Origin of the sequence: Streptomyces xanthochromogenes, assembly GCF_014650455.1 — a bacterium.
GTDB classification, from domain to species: Bacteria; Actinomycetota; Actinomycetes; order Streptomycetales; family Streptomycetaceae; genus Streptomyces; species Streptomyces xanthochromogenes.
In genome coordinates, this window is the sequence record NZ_BMUZ01000001.1 from 542,344 (window position 1) to 564,626 (window position 22,283).

The 22,283-nt window shown below is 72.1% G+C and carries 17 protein-coding genes; 4 read left to right on the forward strand and 13 right to left on the reverse strand.

Features of this window, described 5'->3' with window-relative positions:
* Positions 1-154: 154 nt before the first annotated feature.
* Positions 155-1,309: a C40 family peptidase gene (locus IE267_RS02430; protein ID WP_189762014.1), complete on the forward strand. Its 1,155-nt coding sequence runs from the start codon at positions 155-157 to the stop codon at positions 1,307-1,309.
* A gap of 112 nt (positions 1,310-1,421) precedes the next feature.
* Here IE267_RS02430 and IE267_RS02435 read toward each other — a convergent pair whose 3' ends face one another.
* The gene (locus IE267_RS02435; protein WP_167157556.1) at positions 1,422-1,775 is read right to left on the reverse strand and encodes a hypothetical protein; all 354 of its coding nucleotides are present in this window, start codon (positions 1,773-1,775) and stop codon (positions 1,422-1,424) included.
* A 361-nt stretch (positions 1,776-2,136) separates the two neighbouring features.
* Between IE267_RS02435 and IE267_RS02440 the strand changes: the two genes are divergently transcribed.
* A complete protein-coding gene (locus tag IE267_RS02440; RefSeq protein WP_189762015.1) occupies positions 2,137-3,207 on the forward strand; it encodes a C40 family peptidase in 1,071 nt (356 codons plus the stop codon).
* A gap of 39 nt (positions 3,208-3,246) precedes the next feature.
* Here IE267_RS02440 and IE267_RS02445 read toward each other — a convergent pair whose 3' ends face one another.
* From IE267_RS02445 to IE267_RS02460, 4 genes are all read right to left on the reverse strand, one after another.
* Positions 3,247-4,383, reverse strand: coding sequence for an alpha/beta hydrolase (locus IE267_RS02445; protein WP_167157559.1), 1,137 nt, complete (start codon positions 4,381-4,383; stop codon positions 3,247-3,249).
* A gap of 178 nt (positions 4,384-4,561) precedes the next feature.
* A complete protein-coding gene (locus tag IE267_RS02450) occupies positions 4,562-5,767 on the reverse strand; it encodes an alpha/beta hydrolase (RefSeq protein ID WP_189762016.1) in 1,206 nt (401 codons plus the stop codon).
* A gap of 151 nt (positions 5,768-5,918) precedes the next feature.
* Entirely contained in the window at positions 5,919-6,599 is a 681-nt protein-coding gene (locus IE267_RS02455) for a LuxR C-terminal-related transcriptional regulator (protein WP_161244709.1), read from the reverse strand.
* Positions 6,596-7,870 (reverse strand): PspC domain-containing protein, encoded by a 1,275-nt coding sequence (locus IE267_RS02460; RefSeq protein ID WP_189762017.1) that lies wholly within the window; start codon positions 7,868-7,870, stop codon positions 6,596-6,598. Before IE267_RS02460 ends, IE267_RS02455 begins: the two co-directional genes overlap by 4 nt.
* Positions 7,871-8,118: 248 nt before the next feature.
* Between IE267_RS02460 and IE267_RS02465 the strand changes: the two genes are divergently transcribed.
* Complete coding sequence (locus IE267_RS02465; protein ID WP_189762018.1) at positions 8,119-9,411, forward strand: PspC domain-containing protein; 1,293 nt, start codon at positions 8,119-8,121, stop codon at positions 9,409-9,411.
* A 156-nt stretch (positions 9,412-9,567) separates the two neighbouring features.
* Here the strand turns inward: IE267_RS02465 and IE267_RS02470 are convergent, their stop codons facing one another.
* From IE267_RS02470 to guaA, 4 genes are all read right to left on the reverse strand, one after another.
* Positions 9,568-10,083 carry a DoxX family protein gene (locus IE267_RS02470; protein ID WP_161255440.1) on the reverse strand — a complete coding sequence of 172 codons (516 nt, stop codon included), beginning with the start codon at positions 10,081-10,083 and terminating at the stop codon, positions 9,568-9,570.
* 100 nt (positions 10,084-10,183) lie between these two features.
* Positions 10,184-11,428: a hypothetical protein gene (locus IE267_RS02475; RefSeq protein ID WP_189762019.1), complete on the reverse strand. Its 1,245-nt coding sequence runs from the start codon at positions 11,426-11,428 to the stop codon at positions 10,184-10,186.
* 121 nt (positions 11,429-11,549) lie between these two features.
* A complete protein-coding gene (locus IE267_RS02480; RefSeq protein WP_167157565.1) occupies positions 11,550-12,338 on the reverse strand; it encodes a class II aldolase/adducin family protein in 789 nt (262 codons plus the stop codon).
* A 121-nt stretch (positions 12,339-12,459) separates the two neighbouring features.
* Entirely contained in the window at positions 12,460-14,049 is a 1,590-nt protein-coding gene (gene guaA, locus IE267_RS02485) for a glutamine-hydrolyzing GMP synthase (protein ID WP_167157567.1), read from the reverse strand.
* A gap of 312 nt (positions 14,050-14,361) precedes the next feature.
* Here guaA and IE267_RS02490 point away from each other — a divergent pair, with 312 nt between their 5' ends.
* Positions 14,362-14,649 carry a chorismate mutase gene (locus IE267_RS02490; RefSeq protein WP_189762020.1) on the forward strand — a complete coding sequence of 96 codons (288 nt, stop codon included), beginning with the start codon at positions 14,362-14,364 and terminating at the stop codon, positions 14,647-14,649.
* Between the two features lie 592 nt (positions 14,650-15,241).
* On the opposite strand, the gene IE267_RS02495 is transcribed toward IE267_RS02490, so the two are convergent.
* From IE267_RS02495 to IE267_RS02510, 4 genes are all read right to left on the reverse strand, one after another.
* Positions 15,242-16,453, reverse strand: a complete 1,212-nt coding sequence (locus IE267_RS02495; RefSeq protein ID WP_167157569.1) for a hypothetical protein — start codon at positions 16,451-16,453, stop codon at positions 15,242-15,244.
* A 352-nt stretch (positions 16,454-16,805) separates the two neighbouring features.
* On the reverse strand, positions 16,806-18,611 hold the full coding sequence (locus IE267_RS02500; RefSeq protein WP_189762021.1) for a GMC family oxidoreductase: 1,806 nt from the start codon (positions 18,609-18,611) through the stop codon (positions 16,806-16,808).
* A 70-nt stretch (positions 18,612-18,681) separates the two neighbouring features.
* Positions 18,682-20,310: a succinic semialdehyde dehydrogenase gene (locus IE267_RS02505; protein WP_189762022.1), complete on the reverse strand. Its 1,629-nt coding sequence runs from the start codon at positions 20,308-20,310 to the stop codon at positions 18,682-18,684.
* A gap of 287 nt (positions 20,311-20,597) precedes the next feature.
* On the reverse strand, positions 20,598-22,259 hold the full coding sequence (locus tag IE267_RS02510; protein ID WP_506417446.1) for a serine/threonine-protein kinase: 1,662 nt from the start codon (positions 22,257-22,259) through the stop codon (positions 20,598-20,600).
* Positions 22,260-22,283: the final 24 nt, after the last annotated feature.

Here is a 22,283-nt window from a genome sequence, read left to right on the forward strand (position 1 = left end):
ACGCCTTCGGAGAGACCGTCCACGACTACGCACCGTGAAGGCCACGGGAATGTATCGGGCCTGTCGGACATCAACCTTCCCAGCCGCCAAGGGAGTTGGCTAGCGTGCCGCAGCAAGCCGGGGAACGCCCCCGTCCGGAACGCTCCGGAAGGAGGTGTCGGCCTTGCCCTCACACCGCAAGCCGCGCACCAGAACCCGCCCCGCCGTGCCCGCCCTGGGGGTCACGACGGCCGCGCTCGCCTCGGTGAGCCTGCTGGCGCAGAGCGCGGACGCGGCGCCGGCCGCGCCGAGGCCGAGCATCGAAGAGGTGCAGAAGAAGGTCGACGACCTCTACCGGCAGGCGGATCTGGCCACCCAGAAGTACGACGCGGCCAAGGAGGCCACCACCACCCAGCGCGCTGAGGTCGAATCGCTGCTCGACCAGGTGGCGGCCGGCACCGCGAAGATGAACGACACCCGGCGCGTCATCGGCAGCTATGCCGCCGCCCAGTACCGCGACGGCGGCGTCACCCCGACCGTGCGGCTGCTCTTCTCGGACGACCCGCAGGCCTTCTTCGACCAGGACCAGCTGATGGGCCGCCTCTCCGACGAGCAGCACCGGACGCTGAGCACCTTCGAGGCGGAGCGCGCGGCCAACGCGGAGAAGCGGGCCGAGGCGGGCCGGAGCCTGGCCTCGCTCACCACTTCGCAGCAGGCGCTGCGGGCCGGCAAGGAGGAGGTGCAGGGGAGGCTGGCGGCGGCCCGCACGCTCCTGTCGACGCTGACCGAGCAGGAGAAGGAGCACCTGGCCGCACTGGAGAAGAAGAAGCAGGACGAGGCGAGGCGCAGGGCCGCCGAGCTCGCCGCGCAGCAGGCGGCCGCCGCGAAGAGGAAGCCCGCCCCGCCCGCCGGTCACGCGCCCACGGCACCGTCCGGGCCGTCCGCGCCCACGGCACCGTCCGGGCCGTCCGCGCCCGCGTCCTCCAAGGCCGCCAAGGCCCTCGCCTTCGCCCGCGCCCAGATGGGCAAGCCGTATGTGTGGGGCGCGACCGGGCCCGCCTCGTACGACTGCTCGGGGCTCACCCAGGCCGCGTGGAAGGCCGCCGGAGTGGATCTGCCGCGCACAACCTGGGACCAGGTGAGGGCGGGCACCCGGGTCGCGACGGCCGATCTGCAACCCGGTGACCTGGTCTTCTTCTACGACGACATCAGCCATGTCGGCATGTACGCAGGCGGCGGGATGATGATCCACGCGCCGCACTCCGGGGCGTACGTCCGCGAGGAGTCGATCTACTACATGCCGATCTACGGAGCGGTCAGACCCGGCTAGGAACGCGGGTTGGGCCCAGCCTCAACCGGGCCTCGGTACCGCTGGACGTCCGCACCGCTGGGCGTCCGCACCGCCGGGCGCCCGTACCGCCGAGCCTCAGTACCGCCGAGCCTCAGTGCCAGAGCAGCGCGATGAAGATGTTCACGACGGTGAGGCCGCCGACCGCGCCGAACAGGGGCTTCTCGATCTTCTCGTCGTCGCGCTTCACATAGACGAGGCCGAGGATCACGATCAGGATCGCGAGCTTCACGCCGATCTTGAGGGTGTTCACGCTCATGTCGTCGGCCTGGTTGAGGCCGACCAGGGCGACGCCGGTGACCAGCATGGTCAGGGCACCGTGCAGCATCGCCGGGACGAAGCGGGCGGTGCCCGCGCTCATCGCCTTCATCTGCGTCAGGAATCCGCCGAGCAGCGAAGCGATGCCGATGATGTGCAGGCCGACGAAGACATTGATGAGTACGTCCATGGGCCGGAGCCTAATTCCCGCTTAGCAGGCGCTGTGCGGCGGGTGCGGCCCAAGCGGCACTTCGGTCACAGCAGGCACGGACCCCGGGGGCCAATGTCCGGCCTTCGGTCGGAGTCGGTCGCGAAGCCGCCGGAAAGCGGCACTTCCCGTCACTACGTCGCTCGACCGTGTCTCCAGGTTTAGCGTCCTCCCCCAGGTGACCGACTCCCCACCGCCGCCGCTCCACCGGGCGGCTGTCGGTCGCCCCGCCGAAAGATCCGGCGGCGGGCCGCTCCCCCTGTGCGGTCCGTCGTCGGAACGGCCCCCCGACCGGGAGCCGCAGCGCGGAAACACTGCCGTACGGAAGGACGTGAAGGCCCTCGTGGCTGCGCACCGAAAGCCCAAGCAGCATCCGCTCGGCGGCCCCGCCGCCCGCACCGCCGCGACGCTCGCGCTGGCGTCGGCGGCCACCGCAACCCTCTTCGAGGGCTCCGGGCACGCCGAGCCGAAGCTCACCCCGGCGCAGGTCAAGGCCAAGGTCGACCAGCTGTACCACGACGCCGAGGTGGCGACGGAGGCGTACGACGGGGCGAAGGAGAAGGCGGACGCGACCGCGCGTTCGCTGAACGGGCTGCGCGACGAGGCCGCCCGCAAGACCGCGCAGCTCAACATTGCGCGCGACGCGCTGGGTTCGCTCGCGGCCGCCCAGTACCGCAGCGGTACGGTCGCGCCCGAGCTCCAGCTGATCCTGTCGTCCGACCCGAAGCGGTACCTGGACGACGCGGCCCTCGCCGAACGTGCCGGTGACCGTACCGCGGTGGCCGTGGCCGGGGTGCGCAAGCAGCTCGCCGAGCTGGGCCGACTGCACTCCACGGCCGACGGGCAGCTCACCGAACTGCGCAGCCGGCAGTCCGCGCTGGCACGCCAGAAGAGCGACATCCAGACGAAGATCACCTCGGCCGAGGCCCTGCTCGCCCAGCTCACCGCCCCGGAGCGGGCCTCCTACGAGGAGGCGGACGGGGCCCCGGGCGACAACCGGGCCAGCCGCTCGGCCGACGCGCCGCGCCCCACGCTCGCGGCCGTCCCCCTCGCGGCGGCCCCCAGTTCCCGCGCCGCGGCCGCCGTCGCCTTCGCCTACGGGGCGCTCGGCAAGCCGTACGTCTGGGGCGCCACGGGCCCCTCGTCCTTCGACTGCTCGGGCCTGACCCAGGCCGCCTGGCGCTCGGCGGGGGTGCAGCTGCCGCGCACGACGTACACCCAGATCAACGCGGGCAGCCGGGTCACGCGTGCCGAACTGCAGCCGGGCGACCTGGTGTTCTTCTACTCCGGGATCAGCCACGTCGGGCTCTACATCGGCGGCGGCCAGATGATCCACGCGCCGCATCCGGGGGCGCCGGTGCGCGTGGCGCCGATCGACCAGATGCCGTTCGCGGGGGCCGCGCGGCCCGCCTGACCGGTGGTCGCACGATGCCGCGAGATCGCTGATGCTACGTCAAACACCTTGCCCATTGGACGACTTGGCAGTCGCGCCCATCTCCTTGGTCAGCCAGCGGAAGACCTCGGGGACCTGGGTCTTCCACACCGCGCTGGCGTGGCCGCCGCCGTTGAGCTTGAGCACGGTCACCGCCGTGGGCGCCTTGGCGGCCTTCTTCAGGGCGAGCCCGTCGGCGTAACCGTCGGTCTGCTCGCCGGAGACGAACAGCGAGACGTGCGGCGGCGTCTTGGCGTGCTTGAGGATCCACAGCGGATTGGACTCCTCGCGCAGCTTGGGGTCCTTCGCGGTGATCGAGTCCCGCTCGGCGGCCGGGTCGTTGTAGCCGGACAGATCGACCCCGGCCCGGTAGCGGTCGGGGTGCTCGACGGCGAGCTTGGCGGCGCAGTGGGCGCCCGCGGAGTATCCGGCGACGGCCCAGCCGCCGGCGCCGGTCTGGGCGCGGAAGTTGTCGGTGACCATCTTGCGCACGTCCACGCTCAGCCAACTGTCCGCGTTGACCACGCCCGCCACGTTCGCGCAGCCGGTGTCCTTGCCGCTCAGGAGGGTGGTGCGGGGCGAGACCAGGATGAACGGCGCGACCTCGCCGCGCTGCATCATCGGCGTGAGCTGCTCCTGCACCTTCAGCGTGCCGAACCAGGCGCCTATCGACCCCGGGTAGCCGGGCAGCAGCTCGACGACGGGGAACGACTTGTCCTTGTACGCCGGGTCGTTGTACTGCGGCGGCAGCCACACCGCCACATCGCCCTCCACGCCGGAGACCTGGCCCTTGAGCATGGTCTTCATGACGTCCTTGCCGACCTTGTTGGTGTACGGCTCGAACTTCTGCTTCACCTTGGGCTCGGTGGCCGCGTTCCGGCCGCCGGTGCCGTCGGGGCCGAGATCGGGGGCGGCATTGACGTGATTGCCGCCACCGAGCAGGTCGTCCCAGGTGTCGTACAGGCCGTTGGCGTTGTTGACCAGGAGGAAGACCACGAGGATCGCGGTGACCTGGGCGAAGCCGAGCATGAGGAGCCGCGAGACCCAGCGCACGAGGGCCGGACCGCCGATCCGGGTCCACAGGACGAGTGGCAGCAGCAGGGCGGCCGCGGCCGCGAGGATCGCGATCACGAGGAAGGGGGTACCGGTCAGGCTCATCACGCCACGGAAGAGGGACGAGCAAGAACACGAGTTGCCCGCTTTGCCAGCGTTTTACCAAAGGGTGATGGCTCGTGCCCTTTACTTCTCCCCCCGGCCCGCTTCCGTACCCCTCCCGGCCTCCGTACTCCTCCCCGCTCCCTCGTCCCTCCCGGCTTCCTCGCCCTGCTCCCTCGTCCTACTTCCTCGCGACGCCCCCGCTCGCGGCCTGCACGACCGCGGCGTCCTGGGCGCCGCCGTCGGGGCGCAGACCGCCGTCCGGTGCCGTCGCCTTACGGACACCGCTCAACTGGCCGGACAGCCAGTCGAAGACCTCCGGCATCAGCGGTTTCCACACCACGTTGAGGTGGCCGCCGTAGGTCTTCTGCACCCACACCTTGGTGGGGGCCTTCGCGGCCTCGCGCAGCGCGAGCGCGTCCTCGTAGCCGTCGCCCGGCTGGCCGGTCATCAGGAGCGAGGTGCGCGGCGGGTGCTTGGCGTGGGCCAGTATCCACAGCGGGTTGGTCCCGCGTCGCAGTGCCGGCTCCTTCGCCGTGATCGAGTCGGACTCGGCGGCCGGGTCGTTGTACCCGGACAGCGAGACGGCCGCGCGGTAGCGGTCGGGGTGCTCGACAGCGAGCTTGGCCGAGCAGTGGGCGCCGGCCGATATCCCGGCGACGGCCCAGCCGTCCGCGCCGGTCTGGGCGCGGAAGTTGTCGGTGACCATCTTGCGCACGTCCACGCTCAGCCAACTGTCCGCGTTGACCACGCCCGGCACATTCGCGCAGCCGGTGTCCTGCCCGGCCAGCAGCGAGGTGCGGGGCGCGACCAGGATGAACGGCTTGACCTCGCCCTTCACCATCAGCGGGCGCAGCTGTTCGGTGACGTCGAGGTTGGTGAACCAGTCCTTGGCGGAGCCGGGGTAGCCCGCGAGCAGTTCCACCACGGGGAAGTCCTCGGACCGGTGGGCCGGGTCGTCGTACTGCGGCGGCAGCCAGACGTACACCTCGCCGTCGGCCCCCGAGACCCGGCCGGTCAGATGCGTGACCTGGACGCCGGTGCCGAGGGCCGCGTCCTCGACCGGGGCGAACGCCTGCCGCACACGGGGCTCCTTGGCGATGCTGCGCCCGCCGGTGCCGTCGGCGCCCAGGTTCGGCGCGGCGGCCACATGGCCCTCGGTGCCGAGCAGATCGCCCCAGGTGTCGTAGAGGCCGTTCGCGTTGTTGACGGCGACGAACACCACGACGACCGCCGAGGCCTGGGCGGTGAGCACCATGAAGAGGCGCACGGCGCCCCGCACCACGGCCGGGCCGCCGACCCGGTGCCAGACGAGCAGCGGCACCAGCAGGGCGAGCGCGGCCATCACGATCGCGGTCACGAAGAAGGGCGTTCCGGTCAGGCTCATCACGTCCGGCAAGAGTGACACAAGCGCGCCCGGGTTGCCGGTTTTGCCATGGTTTTACGCAGGTAAAGCCACCGGTCACCCCACTGGCGCAGGGCCGGTCGCCCCAGCGGCTCGGGGACCGTCGTCCCCGGCGCCCGCCGGGGGCGGCGGCTCACACCAGCCGACGGGCCGTCGCCCAGCGGGTCAGCTCGTGCCGGTTGGAGAGCTGGAGCTTGCGCAGCACCGCCGAGACATGGGACTCGACCGTCTTGACGGAGATGAACAGCTGCTTGGCGATCTCCTTGTAGGCATAGCCCCGGGCGATCAGCCGCAGCACCTCGCGCTCGCGCTGGGTGAGCCGGTCCATGTCCTCGTCGACCGGCGGTGCGTCCGTGGAGGCGAACGCGTCCAGGACGAAGCCCGCCAGGCGCGGCGAGAACACCGCGTCGCCGTCCTGCACCCGGAAGATCGAGTCGACCAGATCGGTACCGGTGATGGTCTTGGTGACATAGCCGCGGGCGCCACCGCGGATCACCCCGATCACGTCCTCCGCCGCGTCCGACACGGACAGCGCGAGGAAGCGGACCGGCCGCTCCGCGTCCGCCATCATGGCCGCCGAGCGCCGCAGCACCTCGACGCCGCCACCGCCCGGCAGATGGACGTCGAGCAGCACCACTTCGGGGCGCGTCGCCGTGATGACCGTGATCGCCTGGTCGACGTCGGCGGCCTCTCCGACCACCTCGACGCCCGTCGCCTCGGTCTGGCCGATCTCCGCCTGGACTCCGGTGCGGAACATCCGGTGGTCGTCGACGAGGACCACCCTGACGTGGCGGCCTGTCGTTTCCTCGGTCATCCCTGTGCCCTCTCCATCTCCAGCTCGACTTCCGTGCCCCCGCCGGGCACCGAACGCAGCCTGGCCGTACCGCCGTTGCGCTGCATCCGGCCGATGATTGATTCTCGTACGCCCATCCGGTCGCCGGGAACCGCGTCCAGGTCGAATCCGGGGCCGCGGTCCCGTACGGAGACGAAGACCGTGCGGCCCTCGACCTCGGCGTACACCTGGACGGCGCCGCCCTCGCCACCGTACTTGGCCGCGTTGACCATGGCCTCGCGTGCGGCCTGCATCTGTGCGGACAGGCCGTCGTCCAGCGGGCAGTCGCCGACGACGACCACTTCCAGGGGGACGCCGTGCTTGTCCTCGACCTCGGCCGCCGCCTTCTTCACGGCTTCGGCGAGCGTCTCGGGCTCCTCCTCCTTGCCGGTGCCCTCCGGCTTGTACAACCAGGCTCGCAACTCGCGCTCCTGAGCCCGGGCCAGGCGCCGCACCTCCCCGACGTTCTCCGCGTTGCGCTGGATCAGGGTCAGGGTGTGCAGCACCGAGTCGTGGACGTGGGCGGCGACTTCGGCCCGCTCCTGGGCCCTGATGCGCATCAGCCGTTCTTCGGACAGGTCCTGCGTCATGCGCACCAGGTAGGGCCCGGCGAGCAGGGCGATGCCGGCGAGCACCGCTATCGCGGCCGTCAGGACGTTGCCGAGCTGCGCGGCCGAGCCGTTGACCACGACGAATCCGGTGAGCCCGGTGCCGACCAGGGCGACCCCGGCAAGTCCCCGCACCACCGGGAGCCAGCGACTGCGGCGGGCGCCCTCGGTCCAGCGCGCCCGCCGGGTGTTGTCGGCCTGGCGCCACACCAGGATCACGCCGACCCCGATGAGGACGCTGGGGAAGATGTAGGGGTTGGCCCAGCCGCCGACGTCCACCTTCGAGGCGAAGACGGCGGCGCCGAAGAGCAGCGCGATCAACGCGACGATCTGCCCCTTGTCGGGCTTGCGCAGCCTGCGCTTGCCGTCCGCGCTGACCTCGAACGCCGAGCGCGGCCCGGCCGTCGTGCCGCCGAGGCCCAGCGGCACCACGAACCAGAACACCGCGTAGAGCAGCGCGCCCAGGCCGTTGATCGAGAGCAGCCCGAGGAAGACGATCCGCACCCACACGACCGGAAGCCCGAGGTGCCCGGCGAGCCCGCGCGCGACGCCGCCGAGCATCCGCCCCTCGGCGGAGCGGTACAGCTTGCGGACCGGCGCTTCGTCGGCCTCGGGCGGCGACAGGCGGGGGGTGGCGACTGGCATGCCACGATCGTCACACGAGCGCGGACCCCCGGGCATCAGGGTTGGCCCCCAGGCTTCCCTGAGGACAGCCCCCCTCTCGCGGGGGATCAGCCCTCCCCCGCGAGAGGCGGCGCCCCGCCCCCTCGGGGTCGAAATCAGGGTGAGGCCAGGGTCGGGGCGGGTGCCGTGGGGCGCACGGGCCCGTCACCATGTAGGTATGAGCACGCCGACCGAGGTGTCCGTATGAGCACGCCAGCCGAGGTGTCCGTATGAGCACGCCGACCGAGACGCCCCTCGCGCCGCCCGACCCGGCCCCCGGGGCCCCGCAGTTGCGCCGCAGCGGCCAGAACAAGATCATCGGCGGGGTGTGCGGCGGTCTCGGCCGGTACTGCGACATCGACCCGGTGATCTTCCGGATCGCCCTCGGCGTGCTCTCCGTGACCGGCGGGCTCGGCCTGGTCTTCTACGGATTCGCCTGGCTGCTCGTGCCCCTCGACGGCGAGGACGAGAACGAGGCCAGGCGGTTGCTCACCGGCCGGGTCGAGGGCGCGGCCCTGGTGGCCGTCCTGATGGCGCTCGCCGGCTGCGGGATCTTCCTCACCATGCTGCGCAACGGCTCGGTGATGACGTTCGCGGTGCTGCTCGCGCTGCTGCTCGGGGGCGCCGCAGCCTGGTCGCAGCGTCGCTCCACCGCACCCCCGGACACCCCGCTCGACCCGGTCGCGGCCCAGGCCGTCGCGGACGCGCCGCCCGAGACGAAGGCGCCGCCCGCCCCCTCCCCGCCCTCCTGGTGGCGGGACCCGATCGTCAAGGACGGCACCACGGGACCGGTCGCGGGCGGCTATCTGTGGGGCCCCGCGGACGCGGACGCGCCGCCGGCCGGCAAGGCGGCGCGCAAGGCCGCTCGGGCCGCCGTGCGCGCGGACCGGGGGCCGCGCCCCATCGGCGGGCTCCTCTTCTTCCTGGCCCTGCTCGCCTTCGGCGCCGGGCTCGGCGCCCGCTGGGGACACCAGCCGCTCGGCACCGGCCTGGAGACCGGGTTCGCGGCGGCGCTCGGGGTGTTCGCGCTCGGCCTGATCGTCAGCTCGCTCCTGGGCCGCACCGGCTTCGGCACGGTGTTCCTCGCGGTGCTCACCGCGGCGCTCCTCGCCGGCTCGGCCGCGCTGCCGAAGACCATCGACGCGCACTGGGTGCGCACGGACTGGGCACCCACCGCGATCGGTGAGGTGAGGCCGGACTACGACCTGGGGAGCGGCGTCGCCACCCTCGACCTGAGCCGGGTCGCCGTGCCGCCCGGCCGGACCCTGACGACCGGCGCGCAGGTCGGCGCGGGCCGCGCCAAGGTGGTCGTACCGAAGGACGTGACCGTAAAGGTGAGCTTCGACATGGGAGTCGGTGACATCCAGTTGCCCGGCGAGGACCCGAACCACATCCAGGTCGAGCCGGGCGAGAAGCGGACGGCCACGCTCGCGCCGCCCGCGGGCGCCAAGCCGGCCGGCACGCTGGAACTCCACCTCAAGGTCGGCGTCGGCCAGGCGGAGGTGGACCGTGCCGCGTCATGAGTTCCGCCCCGGCCGCCTGGTCGCCGGGCTCGCCCTCGCCGCGACGGCCGTCCTGTTCGCGGGGGACGCGGCCGGGCGCTGGAACACGCCGTCGCCCTTGGTGATCCCGCTGGTCTGCGGCGGACTCGGGATCGCCTCGCTCGTGAGCTGGATCGACTACGGGGTGCGCAAACGGCGCCGCCTGGCGAGGAACGCGTCCGCGGACAGCAGGGGCGTCCCGGCCAGCACGAGCGGGAGCCAGGCCATCAAGTAGGCCAGGTCGTTGCCGTAGTAGTACGGGGTGGTCCGCCAGCTCACCGTGAGCCACAGGGAGAGCGAGATGAGGGCGCCGCCCAGTGCGGCGAGCCGGCCGAACAGGCCGAGCAGGGTGCCGATCCCGACGGCCAGTTCGCCGAGCGCGATGGCGTAGCCGAATCCGGAGGGACTCTTGAGGGCGAGGTCCACGAGAGCGGGGATCGCGGCGCTGTCCCGCACGCCGTGCATCAGCTCGCCGATGGAGCCGGTGCCGCTCGCGTGGAAGAACGCGCTGTCGGTGAGCTTGTCGAGACCGGCGTAGACGAACGTCACGCCGAGGAAGATCCGCAGCGGCAGCAGCGCGTAGGTGCGGGCCGTGGCCCGCCAGCCGCCCGCGCCCTCGTCCACCCCCGCCCTGGTCACGTACCCATGTGCCATGGCTGATCCCGCCTCCATCCGATTGGCCTGTCACCAGACGATACGGACGGGGGGAACGCGTGTCTCAATCCCACTCCGGTCACCCGGGCGGGATCGGCTCCTACTCCGCGACCTCCACGAGCACCGCGTTCGTCTCGACGCCCGCGGCCGTCACCACCCGGACCTCCACCCGCCCCGCCTCGACGTCCACCGGCACCGGCACCGTGAGCACCCCGTCCGTCGGGTTGGCGAAGCCGCCCGGCACCGGGATCAGGGGCACGTGGACGTGCACCGCGCCGATGCGCACCACCATGCGGGCGAGCCGGTCCGGGGTGCCGGCGCCCGGCGGGACGAAACCGGCGCCCCGGATCTCGATGTCGTCCCCCGTACGGATCGGCGCGTCCAGGTCCCCCGCCTCGCGGGCCCGTACGACGGAGAGCACCACGGGCCGGGCGCCCTCCGCGTACTTCCCGGCGAGGTAGGTCGCGGCGGAGACGAGGACGAGGACGGCCAACCCCCAGGGAAGGTCGGGTAGTTGATCGGGCTTCCGGGCCAGGCGCACTGCCGCGAAGAGGATCGCGACCAGGGTCGCCGCCACGTACTGCGCGTCCGGGAAACTCCCGCGCCCCGCGTCGTCGGTGACGAGGTCGGCACCGCGCGGCCGGTCGGCCCGCACCTTCTGCAGGCGCTGGCCGTGGATGCGTACCGTCACCACCCGGCGGACCATCACCGCGATCACCGACGTGATGAACAGGACCGTCAACAGGCCGCCGCAGTGCGCCAGTTGGAGCCCGTCCAGAACCCGCTCGCGCTCGGCGGGGTCGGAGGCGGCGGCCAGCCGCAGGGCCAGGACCAGGGTCGCGAAGACCGCGAACAGGGCCCATGCCGCCGCGACCGCCCGCGAGGTCGAGAGGCGGTTGTCCTCGCCGAGCAGAGGCGCGAGGAGCCCGCCGTGCGCGCGGTGCAGATGCGCGACCACCGTCGCCGGGGCCGCCACCGCGAGGGCGGCCAGGAGTCCCACCGTGCGGGCGGGCGTCCACCCCGCCCCGATCGCGGTCGACGCCTCGGCGAGGCAGAGCGCCACCACCCCGCCCCAGACCGCGCCCAGCGTGCCCCACCAGACCCGCTCGGGCCAGGTCCGGCCCGCTTCCCTGCCGCGTTCGGCGACCGCCCGCGCGGACTGGGTCAGCTCGTCGGAGACCCACTGGCGCGACGCCCCGGCGGAGTGGGCGACCGCGGCGGGCAGCCCCTCGCCCGCGGCGAGCCCGTCCCGCTTGGCGAGGAACTCCGCCACCGCGCGCCGGTGCCCGTCCCGCGCGCCCTGCGCGCAGTCAACGCCGCATTGCCGAGCCTCCTGCACTGCCACCGGGAACTCCGTCCGTACGCCAAACCCCTTGAACCGTCAGGGAATTGTCGCGCACCGGAACCATCCGCCGGTCGACACCGCCCGGCCCGGAGAGTGATTGACGCACCATCAAATTGACGTACTACGACAGGAGTTCGGGCTCCGCGTGGCTGATCTGCCGCCACAGCGGCTGGTAGTTGATCCACGCCACGAGATCGCTGCCGAGCTGGTCGCGGGTCGTCACCGCGTCCCGCCGGTCGATGAGCACGGGCTTGCCGGCCGCCCGCGCCGCGAGCTGCACCTTGGCGCACCGCTCCATCGAGATGAACCACCACGCCGCCGCGTCCACCGAGTCCCCGACGGTGAGCAGCCCGTGGTTGCGCAGCACGACCGCCTTGTACGAGGCGAGCGCCGCAGCGATCCGCCGGCCCTCCTCGGCGTCCACGATCACCCCGGTGTACGCGTCGTACACCGCGTGATCCTCGAAGAAGGCGCAGGCCTCCTGCGTGTACGGCTCGACGAACTCGCCGAGGGCCGCGAGCGCCCTGCCGTACGTGGAGTGGGTGTGGACGACAGCGACGGCGTCCGGGCGGGCCCGGTGCACCTGGGCGTGCACGGTGAACGCGGCCTGGTTGACGTGGTGGCCGCCCTGGACGACCTGGCCCTCCCCGTTGACCAGGATCAGCTCGCCCGCGGTGACGTGCGCGAACGGAACCCCGAACGGGTTCACCCAGTAGCAGTCGGCCAACTCCGGGTCGCGTGCGGTGACATGGCCCGACACGCCTTCCTCGTACCCGAACCGGGCGAAGAGTCTCAGCGCCCCCGCGAGCCGCTCCTTGCGGTGCTGCCGCTCCTGGGCGGGGTCGTCGTGCACGGGCGGCAGATCGAACCGCAGCTGGTCCACCGGTATCGGCTCGGGCATCTCAGTCATGGCCGGAAGCTACCTCGCGTTACCGCAGGTGAACAGAGTCGTGCGGGCGTCGGTGGCAACGGCGACGGCGCCGCCCCGGAGTACGGGGACGACGCCGTCGCTTTCGCCGAGCCGGTGGGGGCTACTCCCACTCGATGGTGCCCGGCGGCTTGCTCGTCACGTCGAGGACGACGCGGTTGACGTCGGCGACCTCGTTGGTGATGCGGGTGGAGATCTTCGCGAGCACGTCGTACGGCATCCGCGTCCAGTCCGCCGTCATGGCATCCTCGGAGGAGACCGGGCGCAGCACGATCGGGTGGCCGTAGGTGCGGCCGTCGCCCTGGACGCCGACCGAGCGCACATCGGCGAGCAGCACGACCGGGCACTGCCAGATCTCGCGGTCGAGGCCGGCCGCGGTCAGCTCCTCGCGGGCGATCGCGTCGGCCTCGCGCAGCAGGTCGAGGCGCTCCTTGGTGACCTCGCCGACGATGCGGATGCCGAGGCCGGGGCCGGGGAACGGCTGGCGCTGGACGATCTCGTCGGGCAGGCCGAGCTCCTGGCCGACCATGCGGACCTCGTCCTTGAACAGCTTGCGCAGCGGCTCGACGAGCTCGAACTCGATGTCGTCGGGCAGGCCGCCCACGTTGTGGTGCGACTTGATGTTCGCGGTGCCGGTGCCGCCGCCGGACTCGACGACGTCCGGGTACAGGGTGCCCTGCACGAGGAAGGCGACCTCGGGGCCGTCCTCCTGGAGGATCTCCAGCTGGGCCTGCTCGAAGACGCGGATGAACTCGCGGCCGATGATCTTGCGCTTCTCCTCGGGGTCGGAGACCCCGGCCAGCGCGTTCAGGAACCGCTCCTGCGCGTCGACGACCTTCAGGTTCGCACCGGTCGCGGCCACGAAGTCCTTCTCGACCTGCTCGGTCTCGCCCTTGCGCATCAGGCCGTGGTCGACGTACACACAGGTCAGCTGGGAGCCGATGGCCTTCTGGACGAGGGCCGCGGCGACCGCGGAGTCCACACCGCCGGACAGGCCGCAGATCGCACGCTTGGTGCCGACCTGCTCGCGGATCAGGGCGACCTGCTCCTCGACGACGTTGTGCGTCGTCCACGTCGGCTCGATGCCCGCGCCGCGGTAGAGGAAGTGCTCCAGGATCTGCTGGCCGTGCGTGGAGTGCAGCACCTCGGGGTGGTACTGGACGCCGTACAGCTTCTTCTCGTCGTTCTCGAAGGCGGCGACGGGGACGACGTCCGTGGAGGCCGTCACCGTGAAGCCCTCGGGGGCGGCCGAGCAGGCGTCGCCGTGCGACATCCACACCGACTGCTCGGCCGGGGTGCCCTCGAAGAGGGTGGAGCCCTGCTTGGAGACGGTCAGCGGGGTGCGTCCGTACTCACGGGCGCCGTTGTCGTCGACCGTGCCGCCGAGCGTGGTCGCCATCAGCTGGAAGCCGTAGCACATGCCGAACACCGGCACCCCGGCCTCGAAGATCGCGCGGTCCAGGCGCGGGGCGCCCTCGGCGTACACGGAGGACGGGCCGCCGGAGAGGATGATCGCCTTGGGGTTCTTGGCCAGCATCTCGGCCACGGGCATGCTGCTCGGGACGATCTCGCTGTAGACCCGGGCCTCGCGGACGCGGCGGGCGATGAGCTGGGCGTACTGCGCGCCGAAGTCGACAACCAGGACGACGTCCGGGTTGCTGTCGGGCGCGGCTGCGGAGGGTGCTGCTGGCACGGGTGGCGGCCTTCCGGCGGTGGGAGGGGGTCGGTTTTGTCGATTCTACCGGGGCGCAGGGGTCCGGTTTCGTCTCACCATCCGAACCCGGATTGGCCCGCCTCCCGGGCGTCGGTCCATACTGTCCGCATGCGCAAGCACCAGACCTTCGTCTTTACCTATGGCACCCGGCCCGCCGGGCGCCATGGTCGTGCTGCTTGAGCATCTGACAAGCGACTTCCACTGAGCGCCCCGGGCCGACAAGGCCCGGGGCGCTCAGTGGTTTCCGGTCCTTGCCGATCCGGGGCGCCGCATCCCACCCGAGGAGCCCCCATGAGCATCTCCGTCACCGAGAAGACCGGCGCCCGCACCGACGAGGCCGCCGCGGTGATCACCGGCGCGCGCGAGCGCATCGACGCGCTCGACGACCGCATCATCGGTCTCGTCCAGGAACGCATGGCCGTCTCGGCGGTCATCCAGGAGTCCCGGATCGCCTCCGGCGGCCGCCGGGTCAGCCTGAACCGCGAGATGGAGGTCCTGGCCCACTTCAGCGATGCGCTCGGCAAGCCCGGCACCGCCCTCGCGATGACGCTCCTTGAGCTGTGCCGGGGCCGTATCTGAGTTCGGGCGCTCCTCACCCGTACGGCGCCGTGACCGGGCCCGGCCCGGCTTCGTTGGTGGGGTGTCCGTGCCAGCCAGGCGCGGGCCCGAAAAAACCACGCGTGGCTCCGCTGGGGCGTGTGACGCATCGCAAGTGCGTCGTGGGACCTCGCCCCGGTGTGCGTGACCGGACGGCAGGGGACAGCAGCCCGGTCACCCCAAAAGGCGGTCGGTTCCGGGGACGCCCGGGACCGGCCGCATCCGGTCCGAACGGTTGCGCCGGGCGCGGCCCATCCAGCACGATGCAAAGACAGGTCCCCTACCCCGTACACCCGTTGCCATTGGTCGACACCACTCGCGCGCCCCGCACGCGCCGGGTCGGCCACCCTGGCGCACCAGTCCAGCGGCGCACCCCCCGGCGCCGCCCCCCGCGGCACCGACGCTGCCCTGACGTCGGTGCTGACGGCCCAGGGCCCCGCAGGCCGCTCGTACGCACCCCGTACGGGCCGAACCGCGGGGCCCTTCGCCTGCGTCGGCGGTCGACGCGGTATGCGGATTCCTCAACTCCCCTGACGGGTGAGGGAGTTGAGGAGACACGTGCGTCAGCCGGCGCTCAGGTACGCGTGACCGTGCCGCAGGCTCCCGAGCGGTCCGCGTCCAGGGACCGGCTGCGGTCGTACGGGTCGACGGCGGAGCCGCTCGGGGACGGGCCGGAGGGGGTGTCGTCGGCGAACTCGGGGTTCAGATAGCCGTTGTCGATGTCGCACCGCGAATTGCCGCTGTCCACGTCGCGCCGGGCGATCCAGAGCTTCCCCGGAGTGGACTGCACGACGGACGGGTCGGCGACCTCGATGTCGAGGACGCGGCGGACGATCGTGCGGGCCACCTCGGTCGAGCCGGGCGCCGCCTTCACCACCGGGTAGACGAAGGTGTAGTCGGCGTGCACGACGACGCCGCCGTCGGACCCCTTGTCGACCGTCATGCGGCCGCGGGTCTTGACCACGTCACCGACGACCCTGACCTTCTTCGGGTCGAAGCGGGAGAAGAGGGTCAGCGGATCGTGGTCCTTGTCCGGCTTGACCAGGCCGGTGTCGAGATCGTCGAGGATTTTCTTGTCCAGCGGGTCGATGAGGGCGAGCGCGGCCTCCGGGCGCTCGCCGCGCAGGGTCGCCGGGGACAGGTTCGACTCGATCAGAAGGGTGCGGGTGGCGGCCAGGGCCGCGGCCACCCGCTCCTTGGAGAGGCCGCCGAGCGCGGTGGCGTCGGGCAGCTCGATTCCGGCGGCGCCGTCCGCGTACTGCGCCGCGGGCGAGCCGCGGAACGGCTCCTTCAGGGTGGGCCGGTCCGGGTCGAAGGAGGGCGGGGCGCCGGTCGGGGCCGCGGTCTCCGCCGGGAGCGGGGCGGCGGCGGTGTCGGCCGAGCCGTCGCCGCCGGTCACCACGGACAGCGCCCGGGACGGATTGAGGGCCACCATCAGGACGCCCGCGGTGACGAAGACGCCGAGCACGCCCCACATGCGGCGCCTGCGCGCGGCCCGCCCGTTCATCTCCTGCCAGGCCGGCCCGGTCCGCCAGCCCTCCGGCTCTGCGGGACGGCCCTTGCCCTTCCCTCCGCGCCTGCCCGTACGGCGGCGCGGCCCGGCGGCCGCGGCCGCCTCCTGCTCCTTGCGCAGCCGGTCGGTCACCATCCGGGCCCGCGCCGAAGGCTCCTTGGGCGCCGACGTCCGGATGTCCAGCTCACTGTCGCGGATGAACCGCTCCCAGACGTCGTCCGGAACCGGGTCCTCGCCCGACGACTCCTTCGAGACCGGCGGCTTCTCGCTCACTTCTCATGCCCCCTCTTGACATGCCCTGGGCGGCACACGCCGCGGCAGCGGTTCGACAGGCGGGGCGGGCCGATGGTTGCCGCGGGGAAGGAGTGGCATGGATCACATAAGGATTCCGTGAAGACGGGACAACCATTCACAGGAGTCACAGGTCATGCATGTGGAACCAACAGCCCCGCCCGCGTTCCGTTTCCGCCGACGGGGCTCCACCAGGTCTCCGCACACGTGAGAGGCGCTGCACTCGGAGGGGGGTGCAGCGCCTCTTGCCGTGTCCGGCCGACTTTCGATTGCTTACGCGACCGTTGCGCAAGCGATCACCGACGGCCCGGTTCGCCCGGGATCTCCGCGCGGCTCACTTCTCTTGCTTCGGCGGGACCGCCGGCATGCCCAGGAACGGGAGCTTGAGCGCGCCGAAGGCCTCCGCCGGGACCGCCGGGGACTTCGGCTCGACGGGGGCGAGCCGGACATAGGCCGCGCCCTGCGCCGGGCGGAGGTCGGCCTCGCCCTTGTTGGGCCACAGCGACATCGCGCGCTCGGCCTGTGCCGTGATCGTCAGGGACGGGTTCACGCCCAGGTTCGCCGAGACGGCCGCGCCGTCCACGACCGAGATGCCGGGGTGTCCGTAGAGCCGGTGGTACGGGTCGATCACACCGGTCTCGGCCGAGTCGCCGATCGGGCAGCCGCCCAGGAAGTGCGCGGTGAGCGGGGTGCCCATCAGCTCGCCCACGTTCGAGCCGGCGAAGCCGTTGATCTCGGCGGCGATCGCCGTCGCGCCGTCGGTGGCCGCCCGGATCTGCTTGGGGTTGGGGGCGCCGTGGCCCTGCTCGGCGGTCAGCAGGCCCTTGCCGACGCCGTCCGGCTTCAGATGGGTGGTGAGCGAATTGTCGAGCGACTGCATGACCAGGCCGATGATCGTTCGCTCGGACCAGCGGTGGTTGCTGATCGAACGCGCGAGGAGCAGCGGGTGCTTGGCCGCGTTGCCGAGCCAGTTGCGCACCCGGTTGACACCGTAGGGCACCTGGAGGATCGACATGCTGCCCATCGCGTTCGAACCCTTGCCGTAGCGGACCGGCTCGATGTGGGTGTTCTCGTCCGGATGGATCGAGGAAGTGATGGCGACGCCCCGGGTGAAGTCGACCGCCGCCGCGCCGTGCCGACTGCGGTACCGGCGGCCCGTGGTCTGGGCGCCGACGAGCGCCTCGGAGTTGGTACGGGTCAGCTCGCCCAACCGCTTGGAAATGTAGGGGAGTTGACCGCTCGCCTTCATGCGGTGGAGCAGGGTCTGGGTGCCGTAGGTGCCGGCCGCGATGACGACACGGCGGGCGGTGAACAGCCGGCCCGGGGCGTCCTTGCGGTCGGTGGGCAGGGTGGCGACGGCATGACCGCCGCGCGAGTCGTCGGTCACCGAGACCACGGTCGTCATGGGATGGACCACCGCGCCCGCCTTCTCGGCGAGGTAGAGGTAGTTCTCGTTGAGGGTGTTCTTCGCACCGTGCCGGCACCCCGTCATGCACTCGCCGCACTCGGTGCACGCCTTGCGCGAGGGCCCCGCGCCACCGAAATACGGGTCGTCGACAGCCTTGCCCGGAAGGGCTTTTGACGTGCCGTCAGCATCCTGCCCGTCACCGAAGAAGACTCCGACCGGCGCCATGTGGAAGGTGTCGCCGACGCCCATGCGCTGGGCCGCGGCCTTGAGGTGGACGTCGGAGGGCGTCATCGTCGGGTTGAGCCGGACCCCGAGCATGCGGCGCGCCTGGTCGTAGTACGGCGCCAGCTCGTCCTGCCAGTCGGTGATGTCCTTCCACTGCGGGTCGTCGAAGAACTGCTTCGGCGGCACGTAGAGGGTGTTGGCGTAGTTGAGCGAGCCGCCGCCGACCCCGGCGCCGCCGAGCACCATCACGTTGCCGAGCAGGTGGATGCGCTGGATGCCGTACAGGCCGAGCCTCGGCGCCCACAGGTAGTTCTTGATGTCCCAGGAGTTCTTGGGCAGCGTGGCCCGGGTGAACCGGCGGCCCGCCTCCAGGACGGCCACCCGATATCCCTTCTCGGTGAGCCGCAGCGCCGTCACCGAGCCGCCGAAGCCCGAACCGACCACGACGACGTCGTAGTCGTACGCGCCGTCCTCGTCCGGATTCTGGGCAGGGGGTACCTGGGACATGGCTCTCCTCGTACACGGGGGCGGTCGTGAGGGCGGGGTGTTTCCCGGAAGGGTCCGGTCGAACCGGGGGCTAGCGCAGGCGCAGGGCCTTCATGGCCTTCAGGCTCCGGGTCATGAAGGCGGCGTACTTCTCGTCGTCCATGCCGAAGGAGGGGGCCAGCGGGATGAGGCGCTGCTGGGCGACGGTCTGGGCCTCGGTGTACTTGAGGATGCCCTCGGAGCCGTGGCGGCGGCCGAGCCCGGAGTCCTTCATGCCGCCCATCGGCGACTGGACGCTGCCGTAGGCGGGGGCATAGCCCTCGTTGATGTTGACCGTGCCGGTGCCGAGCCGTGCCGCCACCTCGTGGCCGCGCTTCGAATCCTTCGTCCACACCGAGGAGTTGAGGCCGTACGGGGTGGCGTTGGCCCGCTCGATCACCTCGTCCTCGTCCTTGAAGCGGTAGACGGAGACGACCGGCCCGAAGGTCTCCTCGGTGCACACGGCCATCGGCGCCTCGACGCCGTCCAGGATGGTGGGCTCGTAGAAGAGCGGGCCGATGTCGGGGCGGGCCACACCGCCCGCGACGAGCCTGGCGCCCTTGGCGACGGCCTCCTCGACGTGCCGGGTGACGGTCTCCAGCTGGCGCTCGCCGACCAGGGAGCCCATGTCCGCCCCGTACGCGAGTGAGCGGCCGAGCCGCATCGCCTTCGTCCGTGCGGCGAATCGATCGAGGAAGGCGTCGGCGACCGATTCGTGAACGTACAGCCGCTCGATCGAGATGCAGAGCTGGCCGGCCGAGGAGAAGCAGGCGCGGACCGCGCCCGCGGCCGCCTTCTCCACGTCGGCGTCGTGCAGCACGAGCATGGCGTTCTTGCCGCCCAACTCCAGGGACACGCCCACCAGTCGGGCCGCCGCGCCCTGGGCGACCTCGCGCCCGGTGCGGGTCGAGCCGGTGAAGGACACGTAGTCGGCGTGCCGGACGACCTCGGGGCCGACGACCGGCCCTTCGCCGAGCACGACCTGGAAGACCTCGGCCGGCAGGCCCGCCTCGATGAGCAGATTGCGCGCCCACAGGGCGGTGAGCGCGGTCTCGGTGTCGGGCTTCATCACGACGGCGTTGCCGGAGACGAACGCGGGCAGCGCGTCGCCCACCGACAGTTCGAGCGGGTAGTTCCAGGGCGCGATCTGCCCCACCACCCCGCGCGGCTGGCGCAGTTCGGTGACCTTGGTCAGGGTGGGCACGACACCGGTGTGCCGCCTGGGCTTCAGGTAGGCGGGGGCCTTGCGCCCGTAGTGGCGGGCCGCGACCGCGACGGCCTGCACCTCCTCGTGCGCGTGCAGCCGCGCCTTGCCGGTCTCCAGCTGGATCAGGTCGAGCACCTCGGCCTGCCGGGCGAGAACCAGATCGTGGAAGCGGAGCAGCACGGCGGCGCGGGCGCGGACCGGCGTCGCGGCCCAGGCGCGCTGCGCCGCGCGGGCGCGCGCGAAGGCCTCGGCGACGTCCTCGGGCGTGGACTCGGGCAGGTCGGCCAGCTTCTCACCCGTGAACGGCGTGTGGTTGGCGGTCCGTCCGGACCCGGCCACACCCCGGGTGAGCTGGGCGACCAGCTGCCCCGTGACCACATCGGTGGCGGTCCGCGCCCCGGCGGGTGCCGGGGCGACCGGGTTGGTCCCGGCGGGCGTGCGGGTGGTCGTGGGCGAGGCCTGCGAGTCCGTCATGGGCCGAGCGTATGCCCGCCGCGACACTTTCGGTACCCGTCGGTAACGGCTTTTCCGTGACCCGAAAACCGCGCCAGCGATCACTGGCTGCATAACTGCTGATCAGCGACTTACGGAGGCCGGGGCGTCAGGATTCAGCCGTTGTAGATCTTTGGGACGACAGATCGTGGATCTTGAGACCGTCCCCGGCACACCGTGACCGGGGCATCCCGGTGGGGAGACGGGCACACCCGTGACCGGGGCATCCCGGTGGGGAGACGGGCACGGCCGTGACCGGGGCAGGGGCATCAGGGACCCGGCATGAAGGAGTCCAGGGCGGTGTCGAAGGTGCGCTTGGCCTCGTCGAGGCGGGTGACGGGGGCCGAGACCCACACGTCGTACATCCGGCCGAAGTCGTCCCATGACACGTCATAGGTGTGACGGGGGCCCTCCGCCCTGGTGAAGCCGTTCCAGGTGAACTCCCACAGGGCCGCGTCGCGTCCGTGGTGGGTGGTCGCGGTGACCTTGGCGTCGCGATAACCGGGGTTGGTGGTGGCCCCGTTGGCGGCGGCCTGGCGCATGACCCCGAGCGGGCCGCCCGACACCGCGTTCTGCATCCGGATGCCGACCCGGAAGGTGCCGCCCGGCGACATGTAGAACACGCGCTGCGCGTCGGTGCTGCGGGTGTAGCCGTCGGGCAGCACGATCCCGAACCCGTCCGGGTCGCGTACGAAGTGGAATCCGGCGGGCACCGGCGGCGGAGCCTGGCGCGGGGGCGGTGGCGGTGGCGGCCGCCAGGACGCGGCGGGCGGGGGCGGGCTCTGCGCGGCCGAGCGCTCGGCCGCGCGTTCGGCCGCGTGGCGGTGGCCCCCTCCCCCGCCGCCGAGCGCGAACACCGCGACGGCCGCGCCCGCCCCGGCGAGCACGATCACCAGGGCCGCCCCGGCCAGCACGCTCCGGGCCCGCCAGGGGCGAGGGGCGGGGCTCGGCGAGGTGACCGGCGTCGCGGGAACGGCGGCGTCGGCCGGGGGCGCCACCGCGGTCGAGGGCACCAACGGCTCGACCCGCTCGGTCGGCACGTAGCGCGCTCTCGGAGTGCTGCCCGTAGCGGCGAACGTACGCAACAGCGACTCCGCCTCGATCGCGCCGAGCCGCTGCTCGGGGTCGCGCTCCAGCAAGCCGTGGACGACGGGCAGCAGCGGTCCCGCGGCCCGGGGCGGACGGATCTCGTCAAGGACGACGGCGTGCAGGACACCGCCCAACGAGTCGCGGTGGAAGGGGGATTCACCGGACAGGGCCGCGCACAGCAGCGCGCCGAGCGACCACAGGTCCGACGCGGGCCCGGCGCCCGCGCCCTGCATCCGCTCGGGCGCGGTGTACTCGGGCGAGCCGACGAACGCGCCCTCCTCGCTGATCGTCGAGGTGCCCGGCACCTGCGCGATGCCGAAGTCCGTGAGGACGACGCGCCCGCTGCCCTCCTCGATGAGGACGTTGGCGGGCTTGAGGTCGCGGTGCAGCACGCCCCTGGCGTGCGCGGTCGCGAGCGCGCCGAGCAGGGCGACCCCGATGCGCGCGGCCTCCTGGACCCCGACGGGCCCGGCCGAGGCGAGCCGGTCGGCGAGGGAGCCGCCGTCCACGAGTTCCATCACGATGTACGAACGCCGGGCGCCCGGCGGCCCCTCGGGCACGGGCTCCTGGACGACGTCGTGGACGACGATCACATGCGGGTGCTTGATCTGGGCGACCGCGCGGGCCTCGCGCAGCGCCGCGGTCGCGGGCACGCCGCCGTCGGGGTGCAGTTCCTTGACGGCGACATGACGGCCGAGGAGTTCGTCGTGCGCGCGCCAGACCGTGCCCATTCCGCCCCGCCCGAGCCGCCCACCGAGCCGATAACGTCCGGCCACCAGACGGGAGTTGAGGCGCTGTTGACGGTCCTGGGGTTCTTTCGGATTCTGCTCTGCTGTGGGCACCGGGCCCCCCTCGATCTCCCCCGC